General features: G+C 56.4%; 22 protein-coding genes. 14 read left to right on the plus strand and 8 right to left on the minus strand.

The features are described from left to right. Positions 1-230 precede the first annotated feature (230 nt). Positions 231-581: a hypothetical protein gene (locus GJT30_01265; GenBank protein MSM38239.1), complete on the plus strand. Its 351-nt coding sequence runs from the start codon at positions 231-233 to the stop codon at positions 579-581. Between the two features lie 45 nt (positions 582-626). Here GJT30_01265 and GJT30_01270 read toward each other — a convergent pair whose 3' ends face one another. Beyond that, the gene (locus GJT30_01270; protein MSM38240.1) at positions 627-2,666 is read right to left on the minus strand and encodes a hypothetical protein; all 2,040 of its coding nucleotides are present in this window, start codon (positions 2,664-2,666) and stop codon (positions 627-629) included. 60 nt (positions 2,667-2,726) lie between these two features. Then, positions 2,727-3,017, minus strand: coding sequence for a hypothetical protein (locus GJT30_01275; GenBank protein MSM38241.1), 291 nt, complete (start codon positions 3,015-3,017; stop codon positions 2,727-2,729). Positions 3,018-3,999: 982 nt separating this feature from the next. Here GJT30_01275 and GJT30_01280 point away from each other — a divergent pair. Further along, on the plus strand, positions 4,000-4,185 hold the full coding sequence (locus GJT30_01280) for a hypothetical protein (GenBank protein MSM38242.1): 186 nt from the start codon (positions 4,000-4,002) through the stop codon (positions 4,183-4,185). Between the two features lie 271 nt (positions 4,186-4,456). Further along, positions 4,457-4,669 carry a hypothetical protein gene (locus tag GJT30_01285; protein ID MSM38243.1) on the plus strand — a complete coding sequence of 71 codons (213 nt, stop codon included), beginning with the start codon at positions 4,457-4,459 and terminating at the stop codon, positions 4,667-4,669. Positions 4,670-4,742: 73 nt separating this feature from the next. On the opposite strand, the gene GJT30_01290 is transcribed toward GJT30_01285, so the two are convergent. Beyond that, positions 4,743-4,952: a hypothetical protein gene (locus GJT30_01290; protein MSM38244.1), complete on the minus strand. Its 210-nt coding sequence runs from the start codon at positions 4,950-4,952 to the stop codon at positions 4,743-4,745. Positions 4,953-5,423: 471 nt separating this feature from the next. Here GJT30_01290 and GJT30_01295 point away from each other — a divergent pair, with 471 nt between their 5' ends. Further along, positions 5,424-5,903 (plus strand): MucR family transcriptional regulator, encoded by a 480-nt coding sequence (locus tag GJT30_01295; protein MSM38245.1) that lies wholly within the window; start codon positions 5,424-5,426, stop codon positions 5,901-5,903. Positions 5,904-6,121: 218 nt separating this feature from the next. Beyond that, a complete protein-coding gene (locus tag GJT30_01300) occupies positions 6,122-7,408 on the plus strand; it encodes a 4Fe-4S dicluster domain-containing protein (protein ID MSM38246.1) in 1,287 nt (428 codons plus the stop codon). Positions 7,409-7,490: 82 nt separating this feature from the next. Here the strand turns inward: GJT30_01300 and GJT30_01305 are convergent, their stop codons facing one another. Together GJT30_01305 and GJT30_01310 are read right to left on the minus strand one after the other, a co-directional pair. Further along, entirely contained in the window at positions 7,491-8,123 is a 633-nt protein-coding gene (locus tag GJT30_01305) for a hypothetical protein (protein MSM38247.1), read from the minus strand. Next, positions 8,120-9,391 carry an AAA family ATPase gene (locus GJT30_01310; GenBank protein MSM38248.1) on the minus strand — a complete coding sequence of 424 codons (1,272 nt, stop codon included), beginning with the start codon at positions 9,389-9,391 and terminating at the stop codon, positions 8,120-8,122. Before GJT30_01310 ends, GJT30_01305 begins: the two co-directional genes overlap by 4 nt. 382 nt (positions 9,392-9,773) lie before the next feature. Here GJT30_01310 and GJT30_01315 point away from each other — a divergent pair, with 382 nt between their 5' ends. Together GJT30_01315 and GJT30_01320 are read left to right on the plus strand one after the other, a co-directional pair. Beyond that, positions 9,774-11,162, plus strand: a complete 1,389-nt coding sequence (locus GJT30_01315) for a DUF1939 domain-containing protein (GenBank protein MSM38249.1) — start codon at positions 9,774-9,776, stop codon at positions 11,160-11,162. A 77-nt stretch (positions 11,163-11,239) separates the two neighbouring features. Beyond that, positions 11,240-12,748, plus strand: coding sequence for a hypothetical protein (locus GJT30_01320; GenBank protein MSM38250.1), 1,509 nt, complete (start codon positions 11,240-11,242; stop codon positions 12,746-12,748). A 63-nt stretch (positions 12,749-12,811) separates the two neighbouring features. On the opposite strand, the gene GJT30_01325 is transcribed toward GJT30_01320, so the two are convergent. Next, entirely contained in the window at positions 12,812-13,210 is a 399-nt protein-coding gene (locus tag GJT30_01325) for a hypothetical protein (protein ID MSM38251.1), read from the minus strand. Positions 13,211-13,282: 72 nt separating this feature from the next. Then, the gene (locus tag GJT30_01330; GenBank protein MSM38252.1) at positions 13,283-13,834 is read right to left on the minus strand and encodes a hypothetical protein; all 552 of its coding nucleotides are present in this window, start codon (positions 13,832-13,834) and stop codon (positions 13,283-13,285) included. A gap of 278 nt (positions 13,835-14,112) precedes the next feature. On the opposite strand from GJT30_01330, the gene pdhA reads away from it, so the two are divergent. Genes pdhA through GJT30_01345 form a run of 3 tightly spaced genes read left to right on the plus strand, consistent with a single transcriptional unit; the run spans position 14,113 to position 17,309 of the window. Then, the gene (gene pdhA, locus GJT30_01335; GenBank protein ID MSM38253.1) at positions 14,113-15,168 is read left to right on the plus strand and encodes a pyruvate dehydrogenase (acetyl-transferring) E1 component subunit alpha; all 1,056 of its coding nucleotides are present in this window, start codon (positions 14,113-14,115) and stop codon (positions 15,166-15,168) included. A 1-nt stretch (position 15,169) separates the two neighbouring features. Further along, positions 15,170-16,132, plus strand: coding sequence for an alpha-ketoacid dehydrogenase subunit beta (locus GJT30_01340; protein MSM38254.1), 963 nt, complete (start codon positions 15,170-15,172; stop codon positions 16,130-16,132). A gap of 1 nt (position 16,133) precedes the next feature. After that, positions 16,134-17,309 (plus strand): 2-oxo acid dehydrogenase subunit E2, encoded by a 1,176-nt coding sequence (locus tag GJT30_01345; protein MSM38255.1) that lies wholly within the window; start codon positions 16,134-16,136, stop codon positions 17,307-17,309. Between the two features lie 36 nt (positions 17,310-17,345). Here the strand turns inward: GJT30_01345 and GJT30_01350 are convergent, their stop codons facing one another. Beyond that, the gene (locus GJT30_01350; protein ID MSM38256.1) at positions 17,346-18,437 is read right to left on the minus strand and encodes a Glu/Leu/Phe/Val dehydrogenase; all 1,092 of its coding nucleotides are present in this window, start codon (positions 18,435-18,437) and stop codon (positions 17,346-17,348) included. A gap of 359 nt (positions 18,438-18,796) precedes the next feature. On the opposite strand from GJT30_01350, the gene GJT30_01355 reads away from it, so the two are divergent. The 4 genes from GJT30_01355 to pstS all read left to right on the plus strand — a co-directional run bounded on the left by GJT30_01355 (position 18,797) and on the right by pstS (position 22,970). Continuing rightward, positions 18,797-19,471 (plus strand): response regulator, encoded by a 675-nt coding sequence (locus GJT30_01355; GenBank protein MSM38257.1) that lies wholly within the window; start codon positions 18,797-18,799, stop codon positions 19,469-19,471. Further along, the gene (locus GJT30_01360) at positions 19,471-21,234 is read left to right on the plus strand and encodes a PAS domain-containing protein (protein MSM38258.1); all 1,764 of its coding nucleotides are present in this window, start codon (positions 19,471-19,473) and stop codon (positions 21,232-21,234) included. The genes GJT30_01355 and GJT30_01360 overlap by 1 nt, the downstream gene beginning before the upstream one ends. A 155-nt stretch (positions 21,235-21,389) precedes the next feature. Next, positions 21,390-21,827, plus strand: coding sequence for a hypothetical protein (locus GJT30_01365; GenBank protein MSM38259.1), 438 nt, complete (start codon positions 21,390-21,392; stop codon positions 21,825-21,827). A gap of 123 nt (positions 21,828-21,950) precedes the next feature. After that, positions 21,951-22,970, plus strand: coding sequence for a phosphate ABC transporter substrate-binding protein PstS (gene pstS / locus GJT30_01370; GenBank protein ID MSM38260.1), 1,020 nt, complete (start codon positions 21,951-21,953; stop codon positions 22,968-22,970). The last annotated feature ends 37 nt before the right edge of the window (positions 22,971-23,007 follow it).

Below are 23,007 nucleotides of genomic sequence, written 5' to 3' on the forward strand. Positions count from 1 at the left end.
CGTGCACAATGTCTGGTGGTTAATCACGGTGCCCAGATCGGGTACGTGCGCTTGATATGTCAAACATGCTTTTTTAGCTTAAATTCCATAAAAATTCAAGAAATTGCGAATTCTAGCCATGCATTAACTGTCAGGGGGGTGACGTGTTTCGCCTCCCCGTCGCTGTTTACACAGATTTAGCTTCTGCTGGAGACGTTATCCGGTAGCCTGCACACAAGGGCGCACCTGGCATGGCACCATCATGCTTTCGTATGATTGAAGTAATGCTACTTAATGATATGATTCTGTTTTATGATTTTGTTGACATTCATTATCATATTTGTTTAGATGACTATAGAAGGATACATAAAATCCTTCCTTCCTTTTATTGCCGCTTGGTTCAAGCGGCTTTTTTTTGTCCTTGCTTCTGGTCAGGTCATGGTGGCAGCAGCCGGGAGAGGGGCGTCGAGGGCTGCCGGCAGCATGGGGAAGCTGCCGGTCTTGCTGCAGCTACCCAACCAGATACCGCATGTCAAAGATTTCAAATTCCTCTGTTGAAAAATCTGCTTGTCTGCCGGGATGGCGGATGGAAGGAAAGATGAGCCGGAATCACCGTTCCGGCTCATCTGTTTTGGTTCAGAAGGTTGCTACCAGGATTCACTGCCGTACGTTGCGTTGTTGTGGCCGCTGCTGCAGGCAGTGTCGGTCGAGTAACAGCCGGATTTGGCGTACGTACTCCAGACGCCCTTTGAGAATTTTTTCAGGAACACTGTTCCACCGCCATTGCCATCCGGATAGTAGCGGGCAGGGAGACCGGTGCCCGTGTTGTCGGCTGCAATGAGCCGGGAAACCTTGCCGCCGTGGGGAACCCTGATATGGCAGCCGACGCAGTTCCCATTGGAAATGGCACCACGGTGGACGCCACGCGTATGGACCCGGTTCGTCAGGCTCGAACTGGTGGAATTGAGGTTCGGATGGCAGTTCTGGCAGAATATTCCGCCGGATGCGCCGAGGTAGAAATAGGTCGAGCCGGAGGTGCCGTTGGCGCTTGACGCAGTGTAGGGCCAGTTCTTGTATGTTCCCTTCAGCATCCACTTGGTGGATGAGCCGTGGGGACCGTATCCTCCTGTTTGATCGGTGGCGTGGCAATCGGAGCAGGTCATGACCATGCCCGGTGTCCAGCCGTTGCCGACCTGGACGGCGTTGAGTGTCGTCGAACCCGACCCGGCCGCGCCGAGTGCCAAGGCTACGGGGTGGGTCGACTTGTTCAATGGGTTGAATTCGAGACCCAGGTTGGTGTAGGAGGCAGCGCCTGAGCCCGAGGGAAGGGTGGTAGCTGCATGGCACTTCAGGCAGATTTCATGTTCGCTCGTTGCAGTCTTGTCGGTGCCCAGCGTCGCGGCGGTCCAGTTGGCAGCGCCGAAGGTGACGGTCTTGCCGATGGCGCTGGCCAGGTTGCCGGCAATGGTTGTCGAGCCGGCCGTGTGATTCCCGGCTTTCAGTTTGTGGATGCTGTTGACACCGTTGGAGGGGTTTCCGTGGCAGTCGTAGCAATCGGCCGAGGTATGCTTGTAACTCAGGCCGAATTGCCCGCTGATATTGGTTGCTGCCTTGTTGGCATTGGTCGAGGCGGTGGCGTGGCAGTTGAAACAATAGTTGTTTGGCGCGTCTGCACTGTAGTTGGTGTCCTGCAGCATGGAGGCCGTTGCCGATCCGTGGGCGTTGTATTTCGGATCAAGGGTGGTGTTGGCAGCACCAGACTTGCCATGGCAGTTGAAACAGGCCATTTTGGGGCTGTGGGCCATTTGGCCCGAAGTCCAGCCGATATTGAGCGGGACCGTGTCATCGCCTGAATCGGTGAACGGTTTGGTGGCATTCGCCCCGAGCCGGGCAGCGCCGTTTGCATCATGGCAGGTGACACAGCCAATTTCGCCGTTGTTGGCAGTGGTGCCGTCATAGCTGACCGTGGTTCCTGTATCCTGATCGTAGAGGCCAACCGCCACATCACCGGTCATGTTGTGCCCGAAGGTGGTCTGTTCGTGACAGACCCTGCAGGATTTCTCGCTGGGGGTGGTCACGGCTATATGCCGGTGTGTCAGAATCGAATCGACTCCTCCAACCTGGCGTGTGCCACTTCCCAGCTGTTTGCTGTGGCAGGTGACGCAATCACCGTCAACGGCAAACCCCTTTTCATGGGGGTGGCAGGCCATGCAGTCGGTCAGATTGGCATTCATGTGATTGTAGTTGGTCTGCCCGGTCGTGTCATATCTATGGACTTTGGCCACGGAGTGACATGCTTCGCAGATGCGCTGGGAAGATGTCCGGCCGCTATAGTCATAACCAAAGGCGGTCACGTTCTTATAAATAATGTTTTTTGCAACGCTGGGCCCGATGGTGGCAGGAATGCTGGTCGTGACGCGCTTGCTGTTTGAAGATCCCTTGGTGTGGCAGGTGGCGCAGGTAAAGGTGCCATACTGACCGCCTGCCACACCCCATCCACCGCTTGCCGACCAGTAGTTGTTTGTCGACCCGAATTTCGCCACTGTCTGACTGTTGTGAAGGTGATCGCTACTGGCCCATGACAAGGGCATTAAGAACGAAAGGCCCAGCACGATACAACAGCAGAAAATAATCGCCGTTTTGTTCCTCATCAGACAACGTTTTTCTGCAGCAATTCTCTTTTCCATGGGGCAATCCCTCTTGAACTGTGTTTATGTGCAGTCTTTACGGCTTGAATCTCCGGGTACCTAGCGTGCCTGGCGGATCTGGGTGTTTTTCATGGCAAAGATGATCGAACGCAATGATTTCAGGTTGCTGACGTAGGTATTGAGTGGGGCCATTTCTCCCTGGTACATCTTTCCCATGTTTTCGGAAATGCGGCCTTTTACCTCAAAGGCGATCTTGCCTGAGGCGTTTTTGACCGGAGAATATGAAATGGTGGGGTCAAGGGTTATGAGAGCGGCAAGCAGGTAGGTGTCTTCGACGATTGAAGTCTGATTGTCAATAAAGATAACTTTATTGTGCTGATTCATTGCCATGTGTACGTCTCCTTTTCTCTCCGGCAACAGACGATAATCATCCGGCGATACACAGCTCTCAGGTTGTCATCGTGGTGCCGGATAAGAATCCAGGCATTCCCCCGGATCAGGATGTCAAAATCCATACCGATGAATGCTCGTCTCTTGAAAGTGCCGGGAAACGGGATGTTGTCTTTCCGGCAACGTTTCAGGTGCGGCGTGTGGAAAGGCTCCGGTCAGGGTGAAGCTCGTGGTGGGATGCTGTGGGCGGAACTGCTCCACAGATAAGTCGAATGGCTTGAAATTCCCGAGTATTCTATTCTTCTGTGCGATGACGAAATGTTTCGATATTTCATAAATCTATAATGAATTCTTTCTCGGTTCCGACGCAGTATGTCTGCGGTTGATGAGGTTGAAACGTAAATGACTGATCAAGTCTGTCGCGTTTCGCTTCGAATAGTGGTGTTAGATCTGTGCGGTTGCCAAGCCCAAATGGGCCTAAATCACCATAGAGCCATGTTATAATACCTTAACAATTCAACCTTATATGCGCAAGTGAAAATTTTTAATAATTATAGATAATGATATTATATTGTTATGGATATGTAATTAATTATTATATGTTAATATGTGTTGTGTTGGTGGTGTGAGGTGTAACCGTTGAACCTTGAAAGGGATTTTGAGAAAGTTGGGGTGTTTTTAGGCAAGAATCCATTTACGGGAATATTTCCAACATCTTACTCGGAGTAGTGGCAACTTTTCTCGGAATACCTTGCCCAATGTGCTATTAGATGAGAGAGTTGTCTGGTGAAGCGTCTAATTCAAGAATCCTTTGGAGGAAGAGGCAAGGGTGAAGCAGCGCATCAACATGCTCCGTGAGTTTTCCATTCCGCTGATAAGTGGCGTGGCGTTGGCACTCATCTGGGTCAACCATGACCCGACAGGCTAACGCCACTTCATTCATAACCGGTTTTTGGATCGTTAAACGTACCTTTCATAACCAATGAAATATTATGGAGATCTGTCTACCGGGATCGGCTTTACGGTGTCGTTGTTTGTTGCTGGTGAAGCTTTTTCAGATAAGAAGATTCAGGGAGCAGCCCAAATGGGGGCCTTACTGAGCATCATCGCAGGCGGAGGAGCCATGATGGTCGCACGATTGGTGGGCATCAAGCGAAGCAGAAGTTGAGTATCGCTTATCATAAGCCCACATTGGAGACTATATGGATCTGTAAAGTGGCAAGTCTGGAAAGGATGTGTATTTCATTGCCACCGAAATCATGGGGTGAGGTGGTTAAAATACAGATAAATAAATAAATGAATGTAGGCGATCGCTTGATCTTCTCAATGTGCTGTTTAAGCATCACCAGTATTTGTTACTGTTATGTGTTGCAAATTAGAAATTATTATGATATCTCGTTTGCGTTGATACAACTGTGCATGAGAAGGGGTAGTCGCTGATGATTCGAATTACCGAGGACATTGACCGCTGGTATGAAGAGGAGCAGAAGAAAACCCTTGAGATCAAGAGAAGATTCACGTCGATTGTGAAAATGTCTGAAGAAGCAAACAAAGAAATGGATGGGGCGACTGCAGTCGGGAATTCTCCTGATTCGTTCCTCACGTTAGCCAATATTTTTGAGAAATCCCCTTCATCTCGCCCTGCCAAGTAGGTTTTCCATAACGATACCAAATTAAGAAGGGAAGCATGTATTGCTTCCCGGAATCGAAATCAAACGGGTTCAGCTACTTTTTGCCCTGCAGTTTTTCCTGATGCTTTGCCATCTTAAGCGCCTGATTTGAGATATTGACAGCATCGGATTTTGCCTTTTCTTCCGATTTTTTTATGTCCTTGGCAACCTTGGTAACAGTCGAACCCTGTGCCAATTGGGCCTGGGGGTTAACCTCCGTGGGATTCAAGAGTACGGTATTGGGTGAGATTTGGGCTATTGTCATTGCTTAATGCCTCCCCTGTCGATTTTCAGATACTTATCGTCCAAATCACATCATTCTTGAACATATTGTTAGGGTTTATCCTGTGATGATCTCAATGCATCGGGTCAACCGGATGGTTCTGCATTGCGTCGATTTCCCCCGTGCACTGCCATTTATGCAACAGCTCAGTTCATACCATGTCAGTGCCCGTATCAAATTAACGGAACCGTCATCTTGATGATAGAGAGATGCTCAACGTGCCTTTATGGATACAACTTCGTTTCCTTTGGCAGGAGACAATTCCGTACTTGCATTTCTGATTGAATTGCTCTTACATTATTCAGGCATGTCCAATCTTGTCATGTAAGCAGAATATTTCGAGGATAACGCCATTTTAGTCTAATATGTAAACAGCATCGAAAAAACAAAACGTTGACAATGTACGGCTTTATTGTTTAATAATCATAAATATCATATGCAAAGGAGTACCTTATGGCAACAATTACCGAACTAGTAGCAGAGATCGTGTCAGCACATGCGTCGACTACCCCGATGACCACTGAGCAACTCCTTGAAGAACTTCAGAAGGTTACCGATGCCCTGAAGGCTCTGGAAGCGGGGAGAGAGGTCGATGTTACGGGCGAAGGTGGCGGAAGGCCGGCAATTTCGATCAAAGATGCGTTCAAAAAGAACGAGGTTGTCTGCATGGTCTGTGGCAAGGGAGGCTTCAAGACCCTTACCCGTCATCTCAATCAGTCCCATAATTTGAAGCCTCGCGAGTATCGCAAACAGTTTGGGCTCCCCAGCAGTCAGTCATTGTCCGCCAAGAGTTTTTCCGAGGCGAGAAGAAAGATGGCCCAAGACAGGGGATTGGCTGATAAACTCGTCAAGGCGAGAGAGGTGAGAGCTGCGAATCTTGCTGCAAAAAAAGCCAAGGTTGTGAAGCCTGCGACAAAGACCAAGGCTGAATAGCCCCAGGAATAGGACGATCTGTTCTGTAACGTCCCCCTCTCGCATGATCGCGGGGAGGGACGTTGCCTCCTGTTTCAAGGGTTGTGGGGGCATGCCGCATCTGTTGGCATTTCCCCAACTTTTTCAATTCGGCTGTGCCAGACAGCGTCCGTTTAAACGACCTGTCAACTAGCAGGATAGAGTGGCGACTGTAACCCGCGTTTGTTGAAAGGGCTGCAATGTCCCATCACATACGGAAATCAGGTTACCTGCAGCTCATTGACCGGCTCAACAAATTCCCCCAGGGGGCTCCCCAAGCCCCGCTTCTGCTAAAAATTCTCTCTATCCTCTTCAGCGAACAGGATGCCGAACTGGTTTCCCGTCTCCCTCTCATGCCCTTTACCGCAGCAAGCGCTTCAAAGATACTCAACAAACCGGAACAGGACACCGTGGCATTCCTTGATGCTCTGGCCGAGCGTGCACTGCTCCTGGACCTGGAGGCTCAGGGGGAGCGCGTCTATGTTCTGCCGCCTCCCATGGCGGGCTTCTTCGAATTTTCCTTGATGAGAGTTCGTACCGATATCGACCAGAAGGCCCTGAGTGAGCTTTTCTATGAGTATTTAAACGTGGAAGATGAGTTCATCCGGGCACTTTTCACCATTGGGGAGACGCAACTCGGCCGCGTCATGGTCCACGAACCAGCCCTGTCTTCCGAGAATGCCGCCCAGGTTCTCGATTATGAACGGGCGAGTGAAGTGATCCGGACTGCTCGACAGATCGGAATCGGCCTCTGCTACTGCCGCCACAAAATGTCGCATCTGGGAAAGGCCTGTACGGCTCCGCGGGAAATCTGCATGTCATTCAACGGCGTGGCTGACTCGCTTATCCGCCATGGCTACATCCGCGCAGGAGATCGGGTCGAGGCTCTCGACCTTTTGCAGGAGGCCCACGAACAGAGGCTGGTGCAGTTTGCCGACAATGTCCGCGAAGGGGTGAACTTCATCTGCAACTGCTGCGGCTGCTGTTGTGAGGCAATGCTTGCAGCCCGTCGCTTCGCTTCGTTGCAACCGGTGCATACCACGAATTTCCTGCCCGTTCTCACTGCAGAATCCTGTACCGGTTGCGGCAGGTGCGGTGCGGCATGTCCCGTGGATGCGATGCAGTTTGTCCCTGCCGGTTCCCAGTCACCACATGCGCGGAAAATGGCCAAACCTGACTTGGACCGTTGCCTGGGGTGCGGGGTCTGCGTCCGGGTCTGCCCGGCAGGCGCACTGCACCTGGAATCCCGTCAGCAGCGGGTTCTCACCCCGGTCAACACTGCCCATCGGGTCGTGCTCATGGCCATTGAACGGGATTGTCTGCAGAATCTCATTTTCGACAATCAGGCCCTTACGAGTCACAGGGCAATGGCGGCGATCCTCGGGGTTATCCTCAGGCTTCCACCGGTCAAACAGCTCCTGGCGAGCAAGCAGATGAAGTCGCGCTATCTGGAGCGACTCCTTGCTCGGCAACCCTTTCCCGCATAATCAACGTTATGGAAAATGAGAAAGGGGCAGACCGCAACAGCGGGTCTGCCCCTTTTCGCAAGCCGACGGCTGCCGGAAACGGTCAGCGACCTGATAATGCGGATGAATGGGCGATCTCGAAGAACTTGCCTCCACGGGAAAAGCGGACCCGGTTTTCCTTGATCTCCACTACTGTTGCGCCTGCCACGTCCGCCCCCTCTGCAACCAGCATCCCATTGATCACGGCCCGCCGCAACTGCCGCTCATCCTGCCAGGCTATGCCGGAAACGGTGATGGCGGGTGTACTTGCCGGTTCTGTTGGGGCTGCAACCGGCAATGCTGCCGGGATGGGGAGTGTTGGAGGCCCCGGCGGCTGCACAGCCGCGGGCTCTGTCCGTACCGGTGGCGGTGATGCCTGCATGACCGCCGGAGGTGCAGTGGGGAGCGGTGCCGCAGGCGGTGTTGGCTGAACCGTTACCGTGGCATTTACCGGCGGAGTCACGTATTCGTCCCGGGAAGTGGCCGGGATGGACCTGCCTCTGTAGTGAAACAGACCGGTGCTGATCCCCACAACGATCAGGAGAGCCACGGCAAGTAGGGGGACAATCGTGCGCTGGCTTTCATGATGCGGTCTGCCACGATAGCTGAGCACCTCCGGCCTGATGTCCTGGGCTGTCTGGCGCCGGGTCTTCCGGTCCTGCTCCATCTTTCGCAATGCGTCGAGGATCAAGCTCATCGGATCACTTCCGTTTCCGGTCTGGTGGGGGCTGCCGGTCCGGAGGAGGGGAGTGCGTCTTGCTCTTTCGTCGCCTCTCCTGCCGCAGGGAAAGACCCGCCGGCAGCCTGATAGAGGCGGGAGAGGGTCTTGCCACCTGGCTTGCCGTCAACCTGCAGCCCTTGTGCCTGCTGGAAGCTTCGCACCGCGGATTCCGTTGCAGAGCTGAAGATACCATCCAGGGAGCCATTATAGTGTCCCGTTTCCTTTAGGAGTTCCTGCAGCACTTTTACTCCGTTGGCCGACGTCTGCTGCTCATGGCCGGCGCTCGATGCCGTGGCCTGGAGCGCCGGGGCGGATGGAAGCTCCTTGTGCGTGTCGGCCTGCTGTGACATGAACAGCGTGCCGGCAATTGCCAGGATCGCGATTCCGAGAATGGACAGGGCAACGGGTACGAGGCGGAACCGTGCCCGGGGCTCATCCTTTATGATATCGGCTATGGACTGCTGAGCCATGGCCGGGGAAATCTCCCGGCGCTCAGTGGTGTAGGCAAGCAGCAACGCCCGGTCGCAGACGGCATTGATCAATCGGGGCAGACCGCCGGAAAACCGGTAGATCTTTTTTATCGATCCGGCGGCAAAGGTAACCGGTTCGCGTCCGCCGGCAGCAACCCTGATCCGGTGGCGGATATACTCGTGCACATCGGCAAAGGCCATCGGTTGCAGGTGGTAGCGCACGGTGATCCGCTGGTTGAGCTGGCGCAGTTCCTGCCGACCCAGCAGGCTTTTCAGTTCGGGCTGCCCCACCAGGACGATCTGGATCAGTTTGGCCCGTTCCGTTTCCAGGTTGGAGATCAGGCGGACCTGCTCCAGGACTGAGGGTGCGAGATTCTGCGCCTCGTCGATGACCAGCACCACGGTGCGATCGGCACGGTTCTCCTCCAGCAGGAATTCGTTCAGGGATTGATGCAGCTCCCGCGATTCGCAGCTCGTGCAGGGGAGCCCGAACTCGCGGTTGATCTCTTGCAGCAGCCCCAGTGGCGAAAGGGTCGGGTTGAAAATCAGAGCGGTCCGGTGGGTTGCGGGATCGAGCTGGTTGAGCAGGGTGCGGATGATGGTGGTCTTGCCGGTTCCCACTTCGCCTGACAGCTCGATGAAGCCGGCACGGGTGTCGATGGCATACAGAAGGTGGGCAAACGCCTCCTGATGATGGCTGCTGAGAAAAAGAAAGTCGGGGTTTGGCGTCAGGGAGAATGGCGGTTCACTGAAACCGAAATGTTCCCAGTACATGATTGATCCTTGATCGAAGGGGGTCACCTGGCGTACAGGTTCCTGACAGCTTTGTACCATACTTGATCCACGCCATAAAGTTAAATTGATCCGGCAACGGCCCGGTCATGATATTCCCACAAGAAGTCGGTCAGATAGGCACTTTGATGACTGTTGTTCTTTGCCTGAATGGATGGATTCCAGCACGATATGAACACGGTTTTTCAATTGGCAGCAGGATACATGTAAGAAATAAAATGAATAAATTCTATGGAGTGCGGTTGAAATATCCACCAGGAAGTGTATTCATTTCATAGATACAGTCGGTGACGAAAACTATGTCAGGTGTGAGACAACGAAGCAGCTGAGACAGGTATGAAGGCGATGGCTTCACCTGTGCCGTATGGTGCCGGATTCTGATACAACAAGCGGCCTGATCAAGGCCAAGGAGGGTGGTATGGGGGTTCTGCTGCAGGCGTTTTACTGGGATTGCCCGCGGGAAGACAAGGTGGAATGTGCCTGGTGGGAGTTTGTCGAAAGCAGGATCAAGGAGCTCGGGAAGGCCGGTTTCACCGCACTCTGGCTTCCGCCGGCGAGCAAAGGGGCGAATATCGGCGGCATGTCCATGGGATACGACGTCTATGATTATTTCGATCTCGGGAAATACGACCAGAAGGGGTCGGTAAAGACCTGGTTCGGATCGGAAAACGAACTCCGCTCGCTGATCAAGGCTGCACACGGGCAGAAGATGAAGGTCTACGCAGACCTGATCCTCAATCACAACAATGGTGCCGATGCCGAAGAGTTCAACCCCATCACCGGCAGGAACTGGTGGACGAAATTCACCCCGAAAAGCAACCGGTTCACCAGGGATTGGACCTGTTTCAACCCTTCTCCCTACCAGGAACTGGGGACAGTCACCTTCGGGGACATGCCCGACCTCTGCCATATCAATCCCCGCGTCTCCACCGGCATCCTCAACCATGCCAAGTGGCTGATCGAAGAGGTTGGTTTTGACGGATTCCGCTACGATTTCGTCAAGGGGTTCGGCGCCTGGATCGTCCGTGCGATTCATGACCGCCACTACGAACGCCGGGGAAAAACGGTGGATATCTTCGGTATCGGCGAGTGCTGGGCAGGGGACGAGTTTATCGACAGTTGGCTCGACGGGGTGAACAAGTGGTCGGATCATCGTGTCGGTGCCTTTGACTTCCCCCTCCGGTACCGGTTGAAAGAGCTTTGCGATACCTACGGTTTCAGCCTGAAGCGGCTTGCCGACGGCGGAGTGCTGATGAAGGACCGTCCCTTCGAGGCAGTCACCTTTGTCGACAACCACGACTTCCGCGGCTGTGGAAGTGGTATGGACGAGATCGTCAACGACAAAATCCTCGCCTATGCCTATATCCTGACCCACGAAGGGTATCCGTGCGTCTACTGGAAGGACTGGTTCAACTACGGACTGGCGCAAACAGGCAAGCCCGGAGGGATCGAGCGGCTGGTGAAGATTCATGAGAGCCATGCCGGCGGCGCAACGAACATCCTCTACATGAACGACCTGCTCTACCTGATGGAGCGGACAGGTGCCGGCAGTCAGCCGGGACTCGTGTTCGGCCTGAACAACGCGGGCGGAACGCTCAGGCAATGGGTGCAGACCGGATTTTGCGAGAAGACGCTACATCCTCTGGCCTGGTACGGCACCGGAGTGACTGAACCCCAGGCCATTACAACCGGACCGGGTGGCTGGTGCGAACTTGAGGTACCTTCCCGAGGCTATGTGGTGTATGGAGAGTAAGCCGGGACTGTGATGGAGCAGACTGGGCGCACTCCGCTCGGACAGGCAGGAGCGTCCGGTGACAATCGGGAGGAAACATGGCTGCCAACAAGAACATCGTCATCTGTTCCGACGGTACCGGTAACTCTGCCATCAAAGACCGCGGTACCAACGTGTTCAAGATCTTCGAGGCCGTGGATATCTACGGCCATTGGGACGACCCGTCATTACGACCACAGGTTGCCGTTTACGACGACGGTGTCGGTACCGAAGGCTTCAAACCGCTGCGCATTCTGGGAGGCGCCTTTGGCTGGGGGCTCGGCAGGAATATCCGTCAGCTTTATACCGAACTGGCACGGGTCTATGAACCGGGTGACAGCATCTACCTGTTCGGATTCAGCCGCGGGGCATTCACCGTCAGGAGTCTGGCCGGTTTCATCGGTGCCTGCGGCATCATCGACCGGGCAAAGCTGGGAGACCGCGATATCCGGTCTTTGGTGGACGAGGCCTACCGTACCTACCGCACCACCTATCGCGGCTGCGGCAACGGGACAACGGCGCGGCAGCAGGCAGACAGCTTCCGCCTCGAACATTCAGTGGTGCATGAACAGCATGCCCCTGCAGGGCGGGTGAAGATCCGTTTCATCGGCGTCTGGGACACGGTCGATGCGGTCGGGCTCCCTATCGACGAGCTTTCCGTCGTTCTCAACAGCATATTTCGCTTCAAATTCCCCGATTACGTGCTGGGCGAGCATATCCAGCGGGCTTGTCACGCCCTTTCCATCGATGACGAGCGTCGGACCTTCCACCCGCTCATGTGGGACGAATCCGCAGAACGGCACGAGGAGGGGAAGGAGCGGATCGAACAGGTCTGGTTTCCCGGCGTCCATTCCAACGTAGGTGGTGGTTACCCGAAGCAGGGAATGTCGCTGGTCTCCCTCTTCTGGATGATGAACAAGGCCGAGGAGGCAGAACTACGGTTCGTCGACTGCGACCGTCACCTGGTACTCGACCACCAGAACCCCTTTGACAAGCTCTACGACTCACGGTCGGGTTTCGGAGTCTATTACCGGTACCTGCCGCGGGATATCGCCAAGATGTGCGATCGTCACGGCACGCTCCCCAAGATCCATCTCAGTGCCATGGAACGGGTCATCCAGGGGACCGGCGGCTATGCCCCCGGCAACATTCCGGCAGGGTGCAGCATCGTGGCGACCGGGAATCCGCCCATAGGGCTGATCCCGGTTGGCAAAGAGATCACGCAGGCCCTCAAGGGGCGGACCTCGCTACTGGATAGTGTCCAGCCGTGGACCTGGCTGCGGCATTATACCCACCTGGCATTCCTGGCCGTGTCGGTGCTGACCCTGGCTTTTCTCCTCTGGGATTCGTACCGGCAGGCAGGTGGCGAGGGGATATCCTTTTCCCTGGACGGTCTGCTGAAGCTTGCTGTCTGCATGATGCAGAACCCCAAGCTCTATGGCGCCCTGATTGCCATTATCATCGTTTTTTACCTGGTCGGGCTGCTGGCGAGCCAGCGGATGGGACGGATCTATTCCCGTTTCTGGGTTGGTCTGCATGCCAGGCTGCGGGATCAGCTCTATCCCTAGGACCGGCTGACATCATGCCGTAGCAGGCATTCCGGAACGGCACTCACGACCTATTTCATCACATCAATCGAATGTCCCTTTCACAAGTTCCACCCGCCAGGTTATTGCAGCCAGGCGGGTGGGTGACGAAGTCTCCAGCTCAGGTGAAATGGTGGGCAGCGCGAAATTGACTCCCTTGTTGTCGATCTCTGCCGCTGCCCGCTTGGTAAACATCGAAGAGCCAAAACCGAGGGTCATGCCGAGCATGAGTCCGACACCTGCACCGGTGCCGATATAGCCCCAATGATCGAACGGCTTGTCGGTCAGGGTCATGCATGCCGCCCCCAAGAGCCCCCCGAAGACGCTTCCGTATAATGAATCCTTCAAAATCTTTTCGTAGGCGTCTTCAGCCCCTGCTGTCGAGGTGCCAAACAGCAAGGACGCCAGAACCAGTACACACACTGCACGAACAGCACATTTCATCGATGGTATCCTTGCACAACCGTGATCACTGCCGGATATAATGCTTACTGCCGATCATGTCCTTGTACCGGCTCAGTTTTGCGCATACTGCTTTGCCTGTCCCGCCGGTTCGGGAATGCCGGCAATGATATTGGCCTTTTGGATCATGGTATTCATCAACCCCATGGCAGTAAGATTTTCTCCTTCATCGGTGTCGTTCATGGTCATCCCCCAGAGAAGTCTGCCTGTCACGAGATCAGTCATCTTTGCCGTCACGGAAACGGTGCAGCGGACCAGGCTCTTGGAGTAAAGGCTGCCTGAGGAGTTGATCGAATCGCACCTGAAATCATTGATGTTTCCATACACTACTGCTGCCAGGTTGTGTGCTTTCAGTTTTTGTCGCATTTCATCGCTCAAGCCCGAACTATAGAAAGAAGCTTCATTCACCCAATTGCTGGTTATGCTGCGATCAATAACGACATAGCCTTTTGCCACAAGTTCTTGTGCCAGTCGGTCAGAGGTCTCCTGACCGACATTTTTGTCGACTGGTGAAGAGAATGGCATCAGCGCGACGTTTTTACTCGAATAGGTGGAACATCCTGACAGTAAAAGAAATGGTAAAAAAGTTGTAATCATAAATCTCATACAATCTTCCCCCTTTAGTTACATAAGGACACCCGATATTGGAAGTCCATTCATTACACATGTATAGCCTGATAGGTAATTAACAGTAAAATGAGGAAGAATTACGGATAAAATAAGGAGTTATTCATTATAGTCGTCGTAGCTGAATCGGACAACGACAGGGCGAGTCAGGAGCGCCCGTCGCGGGTACAGGGGGGAATTGCCGGTGATGGCCGGCGTTGACAGCTTCTGCAGGCAGGCTACACTTTCTCAATCTCACTGGGGAGGCACGAGCGGCCATGTCCGAAAAGGTGATTGCCACATGTGCGGTACGGCGTCTGGAGATACTGGATGAAAGCGGCGGTGTGGACACCGATCTGATGCCCCTTTTGTCCGATGCGGAGATCAGGAGGATGTATGACCTGATGGTCCTGACCCGGACCTTCGACGAACGGGCTCTGGCCCTGCAGCGGGAAGGACGGCTCGGTACCTACCCGCCGGTGACGGGGCAGGAGGCGGCCCAGGTGGGGAGCGCCCTGGCCTTGCAACCCCGTGACTGGGTATTCCCCTCTTTTCGCGAGATGGGGGTACATCTTGCCCTCGGCTTTCCCATGCAACAGCTCTTCCAGTACTGGGCCGGCGACGGACGGGGCCTCAAGACCCCGGACTCCCTCAATATCTTCCCCATCTGCGTCTCGGTGGGGACCCATATCCCCCATGCCGTTGGCGCTGCCATGGCTGCCCGCTACCGGCGCGATCCAGCCGTAGCGGTCGCCTATTTCGGTGACGGTGCTACCTCCAAGGGGGATTTTCACGAAGGGTTCAACATGGCCGGGGTGTTCAGGTTGCCGGTGGTGTTCATCTGCCAGAACAACCAGTGGGCCATCTCCGTACCTCTGACGGGGCAGACTGCGGCCGGAAGCCTGGCGCAGAAGGCATTTGCCTACGGGTTCGAGGGGGTGCAGGTGGATGGCAACGATATCTTTGCTGTCTACCGGGCCAGCCGCGATGCGCTGGAAAAGGCCAGAGGAGGCGGAGGGCCGACCTTCATCGAATGTCTCACCTACCGCATGGCCGACCATACCACGGCAGACGATGCCTCCCGCTACCGTTCCCCTGAAGAACTCGCAACATGGTCTGCCAGGGACCCGATCCTGCGTTTGGAGCGGTTTATGGCGCAGAAAGGCATCTGGAACGAGGCTGAAGGCAAGTCAGTGAAAGAACAGAGCGCTGCGCTGGTTGACGATGCGGTTCGGCTCATGGAGGCGCTACCCCTGCAGGAGAAGGGGGCGCTGTTTGACGATACGGTGGCTTTCCCCGGTCAGCGACTGACCCGTCAGATGAAGGAACAGTGACATGGCACTAGTCAACATGGTCCAGGCGATCAATCTCGCCCTTCGCCAGGAGATGGAGCGGGACGACCGGGTTGTGCTCCTGGGAGAGGATGTTGGGCGCGACGGCGGGGTATTCCGCATAACCGACGGCCTGCTGGAGCGGTTCGGCATCGAGCGGGTTATCGATACCCCCCTCAGCGAGTCGGCCATTGTCGGGGCCTGCATCGGCATGGCCGCCTATGGTCTTCGCCCCGTGGCAGAAATCCAGTTCATGGGCTTCCTCTATGCGGCCTTTGATCAGCTCTTCTCCCATGCGGCGCGGATCCGGTCGCGCTCCTGTTCCCGCTTCTCCGCGTCCCTGGTGGTCCGGACCCCCTATGGTGGGGGGATCAAGGCGCCTGAACTCCACGAGGAGAGCACCGAGGCGATGTTCTGCCACATGCCGGGCCTGAAGGTGGTGGTGCCGTCCGGTCCCTATACGGCCAAGGGGCTCCTGCTGGCAGCCATCCGCGACCCCGACCCGGTGCTCTTCCTGGAGCCGACCCGGCTCTATCGCCTTCTGAAGGAAGAGGTCCCGGAGGAGGAGTACACCATCCCCCTTGGTCAGGCCCGGGTGGTTCGCGAAGGGAGGGGGGTCACTGTCATCGCCTGGGGGAGCATGCTGGAGCGGGTGATGAAGTCGGTTGGCGGGTACGATGCCGAGGTGATCGATCTGTTAACCCTGAACCCCTTCGATGCGGAGACGGTGCTGGCGTCGGTACGAAAGACCGGTCGGGCGGTGATCGTGCATGAGGCGACACAGAGCTGCGGTTTCGGTGCCGAGATCGCAGCAACCCTGGCTTCCGAGGGGATTTTCCATCTGCGGGCGCCGGTGCAGCGGGTAACGGCACCGGACGTGACCATGCCGCTTCCCTCCCTGGAGGAGTATTACCTGCCAACGGCGGAGCAGATACGCCTGGCAATCGACGATGTGATGAGGTACTGACATGGCCTATGAATTCAGACTTTCCGATCTGGGCGAAGGGATCGCCGAGGCGGAACTGCGCAAATGGCTGGTTCGTGAAGGCGAGCGGATTACCGAGCATCAGCCGGTGCTGGAGGTGGAGACCGACAAGTCGGTGGTGGAATTGCCGTCACCGCGAGCAGGGGTGGTCAGGCAGGTGCATCGTCGGGAAGGCGAGACTGTCAGGGTCGGGGAACTCCTGCTCACCATTGCAGACGTCGAAGAGGCACCGGAACAGAGGGAGACACAGCGTCCCGCCTCAGTGGGGATCGTCGGGACCCTCCCCGAGGCGGATGAAGAGACGCAGGTACTCGCCACCCCCCTGGTCCGGAAACTGGCGAGGGAGCGGGGGATCGACCTCAAGGAGATCAGGGGGAGCGGACCGCATGGCAGCATTACGCCTGATGACCTGGAGAAAAAGGGGGCGACCGGGCAGCGGGAAGTCGCGAGTTACGGGCAGGTGGAGCGTTTGCCGCTCAAGGGGGTGCGCCGCGCCGTTGCCCGCAATGTCATGGCTTCCCAGCGCAATACCGCCTTTGTTACCGGCATGGAGGAGGCCGACATCACCGAACTATGGCAGATGCGCCAGCGGGAGCAGCAGGAGGTCGAGTCTCGCGGCAGTCACCTGACCTTTCTCCCCTTCATCATCAAGGCTGCCCAGCATGCGCTTCGCGAGCACCCCTATCTCAACGCCTCCATCGACGACGCCACAGAGGAGATCATTCTCAAGAAGGAGTTTCATTTCGGCATTGCCGTGGATACGCCGGACGGTCTGATGGTGCCGGTGGTCCGTGACGTGGACCGGAAAAATATCGTCGAATTGGCAAAGGAGCTCCGGGTACTGGGGGTGAAGGCGCGTAATCGGACCATCACTGCCGAGGAGATGCGGGGGAGCAGTTTCACCATCACCAATTACGGGCATTTCGGCGGTCTCTTTGCCACGCCGATCATCAACTGGCCCGACGTGGCGATCCTCGGGTGCGGACGCATCGTGGACCGGCCCTGGGTGCACCAGGGGGAGATCGTCATCAGGAAGATACTTCACCTGTCGCTCACCTTCGACCATCGCGTCACCGATGGCGCCGATGCGGCCCAGTTTCTCGCCAGGTTCGTCGCCTTTCTGGAGGACCCGGCGCTGCTCTTCCTGGAAAGCGTCTAGCCCTGGGGGCAGATCAATGGATGCTCGAGAGGTGGGTCAGTGGTCGCGGTAGACCATGGCGCGGTGTACCCGCTCCATGGCCAGGGTAATGGCGGCATCGCGGGGGAGGATGTTTCGTGCTGCGGAATGTTCGAGGATCTGGCGGGTGTTGCTCCTGATCCGATCGTCGATGTTCGCGAACGCCTCTGGCGCGGATTTGCCTGCATATTCCATGGCAGCCATGATGACACCGCCGGCATTGGCGATAAAATCGGGCACCACCAGGATGCCCTTGTTGTACAGCATCTGCTCTGCTTTTGCCGTGGCCGGAATATTCGCTCCCTGCAGGATGAGGCGGGCCGTGATCTCCGCGGCATTCCCCTCGTTGATAACGTCGGGGGTTGCTGCCGGGATGATGATGTCGCTGGGTACGGCAAAGATGGTTTCCGCGGCGATCCTGCTCCCTTTGCCGTAGGCGGCGACGCTGCCATGCTCTTCCTTGACCCGCGCCAACTCGTCGAAATCGATGCCGGACGGATCGTAGACGCATCCGCGCGAGTCCGAGGCAGCTACCAAAACGGCTCCCCTGGCGCAGAGAAAGCGGGCTGCTGCCCTGCCCACGTTTCCGTATCCCTGTATCACCAACCGTGCCCCGTTCAGATCCACTCCTGCCATGGGGGCTGAAACCTCGGCGCAGGCCGCAAGTCCATATCCGGTTGCACCCAGCTTGTCCAGCGGCAGTCCGCCAATCTCCTCGGGAAGCCCGACAGCGCGTCCGGTTTCGTCGTGGATCCAGGCCATGGCCGTTTCATTGCTCCCCATGTCCGGTCCCGGTATGTAGTCCTGAAGATCGCGGATCATGCGGGCAAAGACGCGAAAGGCCCGCTCTTTGTTGGATGAAAGCGGATCGACAATGATCCCTGCTTTGGCTCCGCCGTGGGGAAGCCCGGCAATGGAGTTCTTCAGCGTCATGGTCCTGGCCAGCCGCCATACCTCTGAGGTGCTGACCCGGGGAGAGACCCGCACCCCGCCGATGGCCGGTCCCAGTGCCACGTTGTCGATCACAACTACTGCTCTCAGACGATCTTTGGATGAATAGAGGTTGATTACCCTTGCAGGGCCGATATCATCATAGGTAATGTTGCACATCGATAGTTCACCTCTACTGATCATGATGGGGAAACCGCATCCCGCGGCTGCCGTCGCACTGCTCGTCCGTGAATCGACTTCTCAGTTGTAGCAGAAATGCGGCAGAATGCAATCCCATCCAGGCGTCACGCGGGATGATAACAACCGGGGGAAGGGTAGTGCTCCGATTCTGACGGAATACTGTGCACGCACAAACCCGCTCAGAGCGGCAACAACCTGCCGCGGCAGCAATGAGCGGGACGATTTGCTGCATATTCCCCTACAGATGCGAAGTTTTTACCTCTTCTCAACTGAAAGGACACAGAGTTGTAACAATATGGTGGTAATGTGACAAAAATCTTACATCCGGCAGGGTTTCCATGAAGATCTTGATAGTTGAAGATGAGCGTGACCTGGCAGAGCTTCTGGCATTCAACCTGGAGAAGGAGGGGTACCAGACCCTGGTTGCCCTTGACGGGCGGACCGGTCTGGAGCGGGTGAGAACCGAGAAGCCCGACCTGATCGTTCTCGACCTGATGCTTCCGGAGGTGAACGGTATCGACTTCTGCAAGCATCTGCGCAAGCAGGAGAGCACCGCAGCACTGCCGGTGATCATGGTGACGGCCAAGGGGGAGGAGATCGACAAGGTGGTCGGGTTCGAGGTCGGAGCCGACGATTACCTGGTGAAACCCTTCTCGACCAGAGAGCTCCTCTTGCGCATCAAGGCGGTACTGCGGCGCACCGTGGCGGATGACAGCAGCGGCAAGAGTATTCTGGTCGGTCCGCTGATGGTCGATACGGTGCGGCATCGCGTTACGGTCAACAACGAGGAGGTGGTGCTTACCTCCACGGAGTTCAAGTTGCTGCTGACCCTGGCGGAGCGCCTGGGCAGGATGCAAAGCCGGGAGCACCTCCTCAGCCACGTCTGGGGATACAACCACACGGCTGACACGCGGACCGTGGATACCCATATAACCAGGTTGAGAAGCAAGCTGGGCGAGGCTGGAGAGATGATAAAGACCGTGCGTGGCTTCGGCTACAAGATGGAGGCCTGATGAAGACGACCATTCGCTGGAAGCTGCTCGGTTCCTATCTCGTGTTGGTCCTGGTCATGGGGAGCGCATTCTATGGTTTTCTTCGCCATACGCTGGAAAACTACCTGGTCGCGTCAGTCACTGAAAACCTTTTCAATGAGGCTGCCCTTGCCGCACTCACGGCGGGAAGAATCTCAGGTCACAGCGATGCGCCGTCCATGGCGGCAGAGATCGGCAGGCGGATCAGCGCGAGGGTTACCTTCATTGCCGCCGACGGCACCGTGATCGGTGATTCGGAGGTTGCTGCTGCCAGTCTCTCTACGCTGGACAACCACCTGGGGCGTCCCGAGGTGCAGCAGGCCCTGCAGAGCGGCAAAGGGAGCGCTACCCGGTATTCGGCCACCCTGCGGACCGACATGCTGTATGTGGCGGAACCATTTACCGCTGCCGACACGACCCGCATGGTGATCCGGCTTGCGCTTCCCCTGACTGCCCTGGAGAAGCTGAAGGTCAATCTGCATACCCTGCTTGCCATTGCATTCGCATTTGCAGCCATTATCTCGCTGGCCATGAGTTCGATCTTTTCCCAGATGCTCTACCGGCCGCTGCGCCAGGTTGCAGCCCTGGCGGAAGATATCGGTGCCGGCAATCTTTCCCGACGTCTGACCATTCATCGTTCCGATGAATTCGGCAATCTGGCCCAGGTTATGAACGCCATGGCCAGCCGCATTCAGGAGCAACTGCACAACCTTGCCACGGAACGGAATCGCCTCGATGCCATTCTTCGCGGCATGGGGGAGGGGCTCATGGTCACCGACGCCCAGGGTGCGGTGATGCTGGTCAATCCCGCATTCTGCGCACTGTTCGACGTCCGCGAGGAGGTGATCGGCCGACCGCTCATCGACATCACCCGGCACCCGACCCTGCACGAGTCGTTCAAGCTGGTCCTTCAGAACAGGGCAGAGCGCCACGAGGAGATCACACTCTCCCTCGGTGAGGACAAGACCATCCTGACACACTGGGTGCCGCTCCTGGACGGCGAGGAACTTCGGGGCATCGTGGCGGTCTTCCACGATATCTCCGATCTGAAGCGCCTCGAAAAGATCCGCAAGGACTTCGTTGCCAATGTTTCCCATGAACTCCGCACTCCGGTCACCGTTATCAAGGGGTATGCCGAGACACTGTTGGGCGGCCTGATGGTTGAGGACCCCGATCGGGCAGAGCGATTCGTCACGATCATACTCAATCATTCCGAGCGGCTGGCCACACTGATCGGTGACCTGCTCACCCTTTCTGAAATGGAATCGGGCGAATTCTCCCTGCAGTTGCATCCGGTCCCGCTGGCCGCGACCATTCGCCATGCTGCAGCCCTTGTGGAGTTGAAGGCCGGCGAAAAGGGGATTGTCCTCGACATTTCGGTTCCGGATGACACCCCGGCAGTTCTTGCCGACCAGGGGCGCCTCGAACAGGTCTTCATCAATCTTTTGGACAATGCGGTCAAGTACACGCCGGGCAGCGGCAGGGTAACGGTTGCCGTCACGGACGGGGAGGGCGCGGTTACCGTTCGGGTCTCCGATACCGGGCCGGGGATCCCTCCCCAGAGCCTGCCCCGGATCTTCGAGCGTTTCTATCGGGTTGATACCGCGCGCAGCCGTGACCAAGGTGGGACCGGACTCGGCCTTTCCATTGTCAAGCATATCGTCCAGCTCCATGGCGGCAGCATTTCCGTAGAGAGTACGCCGGGCAAGGGGAGCAGTTTCATCCTGACCCTGCGCAAGGCCTGATTCCATCCCCCGATTATTCCGCACCACGGCCCGGGCAGCGTTGCCGCTCCCGGGCATCTTCCTTCCCAGCAAACTGTCACCTGCTTTTCACCTGTCTGAAACCGTGCAGTAACAAGAGCCTGCTACCATCCTTATGACATGAAAGGAGGATATCAATGTGGCGCGAAGAAGCGGTCGATCTGAAAATTATCCGTTTTTTCGAGAGCTCTGCCCGGGTACTGCTCTCACTGCTCATCGTTACGATTCTGCTGGCGATACTTGCCGGTATAGGCTGCACCGTCTACGACCTCCGCTTGGTGCTGCGGGGGGATTTCCATGGGGCGTTCAAGACGGTTCTGGTGGACATGCTGACGGTCCTTGCCATTGTGGAGATCCTGCGTACCGCCCTGGCCTACTTCTCTGAGGGGCGGGTCAAGGTAACATACATCATCGATACCGTGATCGTTACCGTCCTCACCGAGGTCATGGCATTCTGGTACCGGGACATGGAGTGGCAGGAGGTTGCCATGGTGATCGCCCTGGTACTGTCCTTGGCATGCATCCGGGTCATTGCGCTCCGTTATTCACCCCGGCGCATGCAGCATGAACTCTAGCAGCGGCGTTTGGTAAGCTTGTACGACCGCACAATTCACAGAGAATTAGCATGACTGTAACATGGTTGTAATAATTGCAGGGTATGATGACAACTATGTGAACGACACAAAAGGGGGCTTAAGATGCTGAAGAGGATAACCGTTTTCGTTGCTGCCAGCCTGTTGGCAATGACCACCCTTGCCGGGGCCGAAACCCTTATCAACGGGGCCGGCGCCACCTTCCCGTACCCGCTTTACTCCAAGTGGTTCAGCGAGTATGCCAAGATCGACCGAACCGTCAAGTTCAACTACCAGTCCATCGGCAGCGGCGGTGGCATCAAACAGATCACTGCCCAGACCGTCGATTTCGGCGCTTCGGACAAGTTCCTCTCCGATGCCGAGCTGAAGGGAGCACCGGGCAAGCTCCTGCACATCCCCACGGTCATGGGGGCAGTCGTGGTTACCTATAATATTCCCGGTGTTGCCAAGGGGCTCAAGCTGACCTCTGAGGACGTGGCCGACATCTTCCTCGGCAAGATCACCAAGTGGAACGATCCGAGGATCGCCAACGATAACCCCGGTGCGAAGCTGCCCGACAAGGCGATCATCGTTGTGCACCGTTCGGATGGCAGCGGCACCACCAGCATCTTCACCGACTATCTCTCTGGCGTCAGCAAGGAGTGGGAAGGAAAGGTCGGCAAGGGGGCATCGGTAAAATGGCCCATCGGTCTCGGCGGCAAGGGGAACGAAGGAGTTGCCGGTCAGGTGAAGAACACACAGTTTTCAATTGGTTATGTCGAGCTGGCCTATGCCTTCGAAAACAAGCTCCCTTACGCATTCCTTAAGAACAGGGATGGGCATTTCATCGAGCCGTCCATCAAGTCGATCAGTGCTGCCGCAGCCGGCGCTGCCAAGAGCATGCCCGCCGACTACCGGATTTCTCTGGTAAACCAGCCGGGCAAGGACTCCTATCCTGCCGCTGGATTCACCTGGCTGCTGGTGTACGAGCAGCAGCATGACAAGGTCAAGGGGAAGAAGATCGTGGAGTTCCTGAACTGGAGCCTGCACCAGGGTCAGAAGATGGCCGCACCGCTGCTCTATGCGCCGCTTCCCGCTAACGTTGCCAAGATGGTCGGCAAGACCATCAAGAGCATCAAATACTGATCGTAAGAATCGTCGCACGCCCGGAGATGACGCCATC

This window comes from Geobacter sp., from assembly GCA_009684525.1.
Lineage (GTDB): Bacteria > Desulfobacterota > Desulfuromonadia > Geobacterales > DSM-12255 > Geoanaerobacter.

Coding starts and splice junctions, on each gene's coding strand:
- GJT30_01265 (MSM38239.1), top strand. CDS start 231: ATGGCACCATCATGCTTTCGTATGATTGAAGTAATGCTACTTAATGAT.
- GJT30_01270 (MSM38240.1), bottom strand. CDS start 2,666: ATGGAAAAGAGAATTGCTGCAGAAAAACGTTGTCTGATGAGGAACAAA.
- GJT30_01275 (MSM38241.1), bottom strand. CDS start 3,017: ATGGCAATGAATCAGCACAATAAAGTTATCTTTATTGACAATCAGACT.
- GJT30_01280 (MSM38242.1), top strand. CDS start 4,000: ATGAAATATTATGGAGATCTGTCTACCGGGATCGGCTTTACGGTGTCG.
- GJT30_01285 (MSM38243.1), top strand. CDS start 4,457: ATGATTCGAATTACCGAGGACATTGACCGCTGGTATGAAGAGGAGCAG.
- GJT30_01290 (MSM38244.1), bottom strand. CDS start 4,952: ATGACAATAGCCCAAATCTCACCCAATACCGTACTCTTGAATCCCACG.
- GJT30_01295 (MSM38245.1), top strand. CDS start 5,424: ATGGCAACAATTACCGAACTAGTAGCAGAGATCGTGTCAGCACATGCG.
- GJT30_01300 (MSM38246.1), top strand. CDS start 6,122: ATGTCCCATCACATACGGAAATCAGGTTACCTGCAGCTCATTGACCGG.
- GJT30_01305 (MSM38247.1), bottom strand. CDS start 8,123: ATGAGCTTGATCCTCGACGCATTGCGAAAGATGGAGCAGGACCGGAAG.
- GJT30_01310 (MSM38248.1), bottom strand. CDS start 9,391: ATGTACTGGGAACATTTCGGTTTCAGTGAACCGCCATTCTCCCTGACG.
- GJT30_01315 (MSM38249.1), top strand. CDS start 9,774: ATGGTGCCGGATTCTGATACAACAAGCGGCCTGATCAAGGCCAAGGAG.
- GJT30_01320 (MSM38250.1), top strand. CDS start 11,240: ATGGCTGCCAACAAGAACATCGTCATCTGTTCCGACGGTACCGGTAAC.
- GJT30_01325 (MSM38251.1), bottom strand. CDS start 13,210: ATGAAATGTGCTGTTCGTGCAGTGTGTGTACTGGTTCTGGCGTCCTTG.
- GJT30_01330 (MSM38252.1), bottom strand. CDS start 13,834: ATGAGATTTATGATTACAACTTTTTTACCATTTCTTTTACTGTCAGGA.
- pdhA (MSM38253.1), top strand. CDS start 14,113: ATGTCCGAAAAGGTGATTGCCACATGTGCGGTACGGCGTCTGGAGATA.
- GJT30_01340 (MSM38254.1), top strand. CDS start 15,170: ATGGCACTAGTCAACATGGTCCAGGCGATCAATCTCGCCCTTCGCCAG.
- GJT30_01345 (MSM38255.1), top strand. CDS start 16,134: ATGGCCTATGAATTCAGACTTTCCGATCTGGGCGAAGGGATCGCCGAG.
- GJT30_01350 (MSM38256.1), bottom strand. CDS start 18,437: ATGTGCAACATTACCTATGATGATATCGGCCCTGCAAGGGTAATCAAC.
- GJT30_01355 (MSM38257.1), top strand. CDS start 18,797: ATGAAGATCTTGATAGTTGAAGATGAGCGTGACCTGGCAGAGCTTCTG.
- GJT30_01360 (MSM38258.1), top strand. CDS start 19,471: ATGAAGACGACCATTCGCTGGAAGCTGCTCGGTTCCTATCTCGTGTTG.
- GJT30_01365 (MSM38259.1), top strand. CDS start 21,390: ATGTGGCGCGAAGAAGCGGTCGATCTGAAAATTATCCGTTTTTTCGAG.
- pstS (MSM38260.1), top strand. CDS start 21,951: ATGCTGAAGAGGATAACCGTTTTCGTTGCTGCCAGCCTGTTGGCAATG.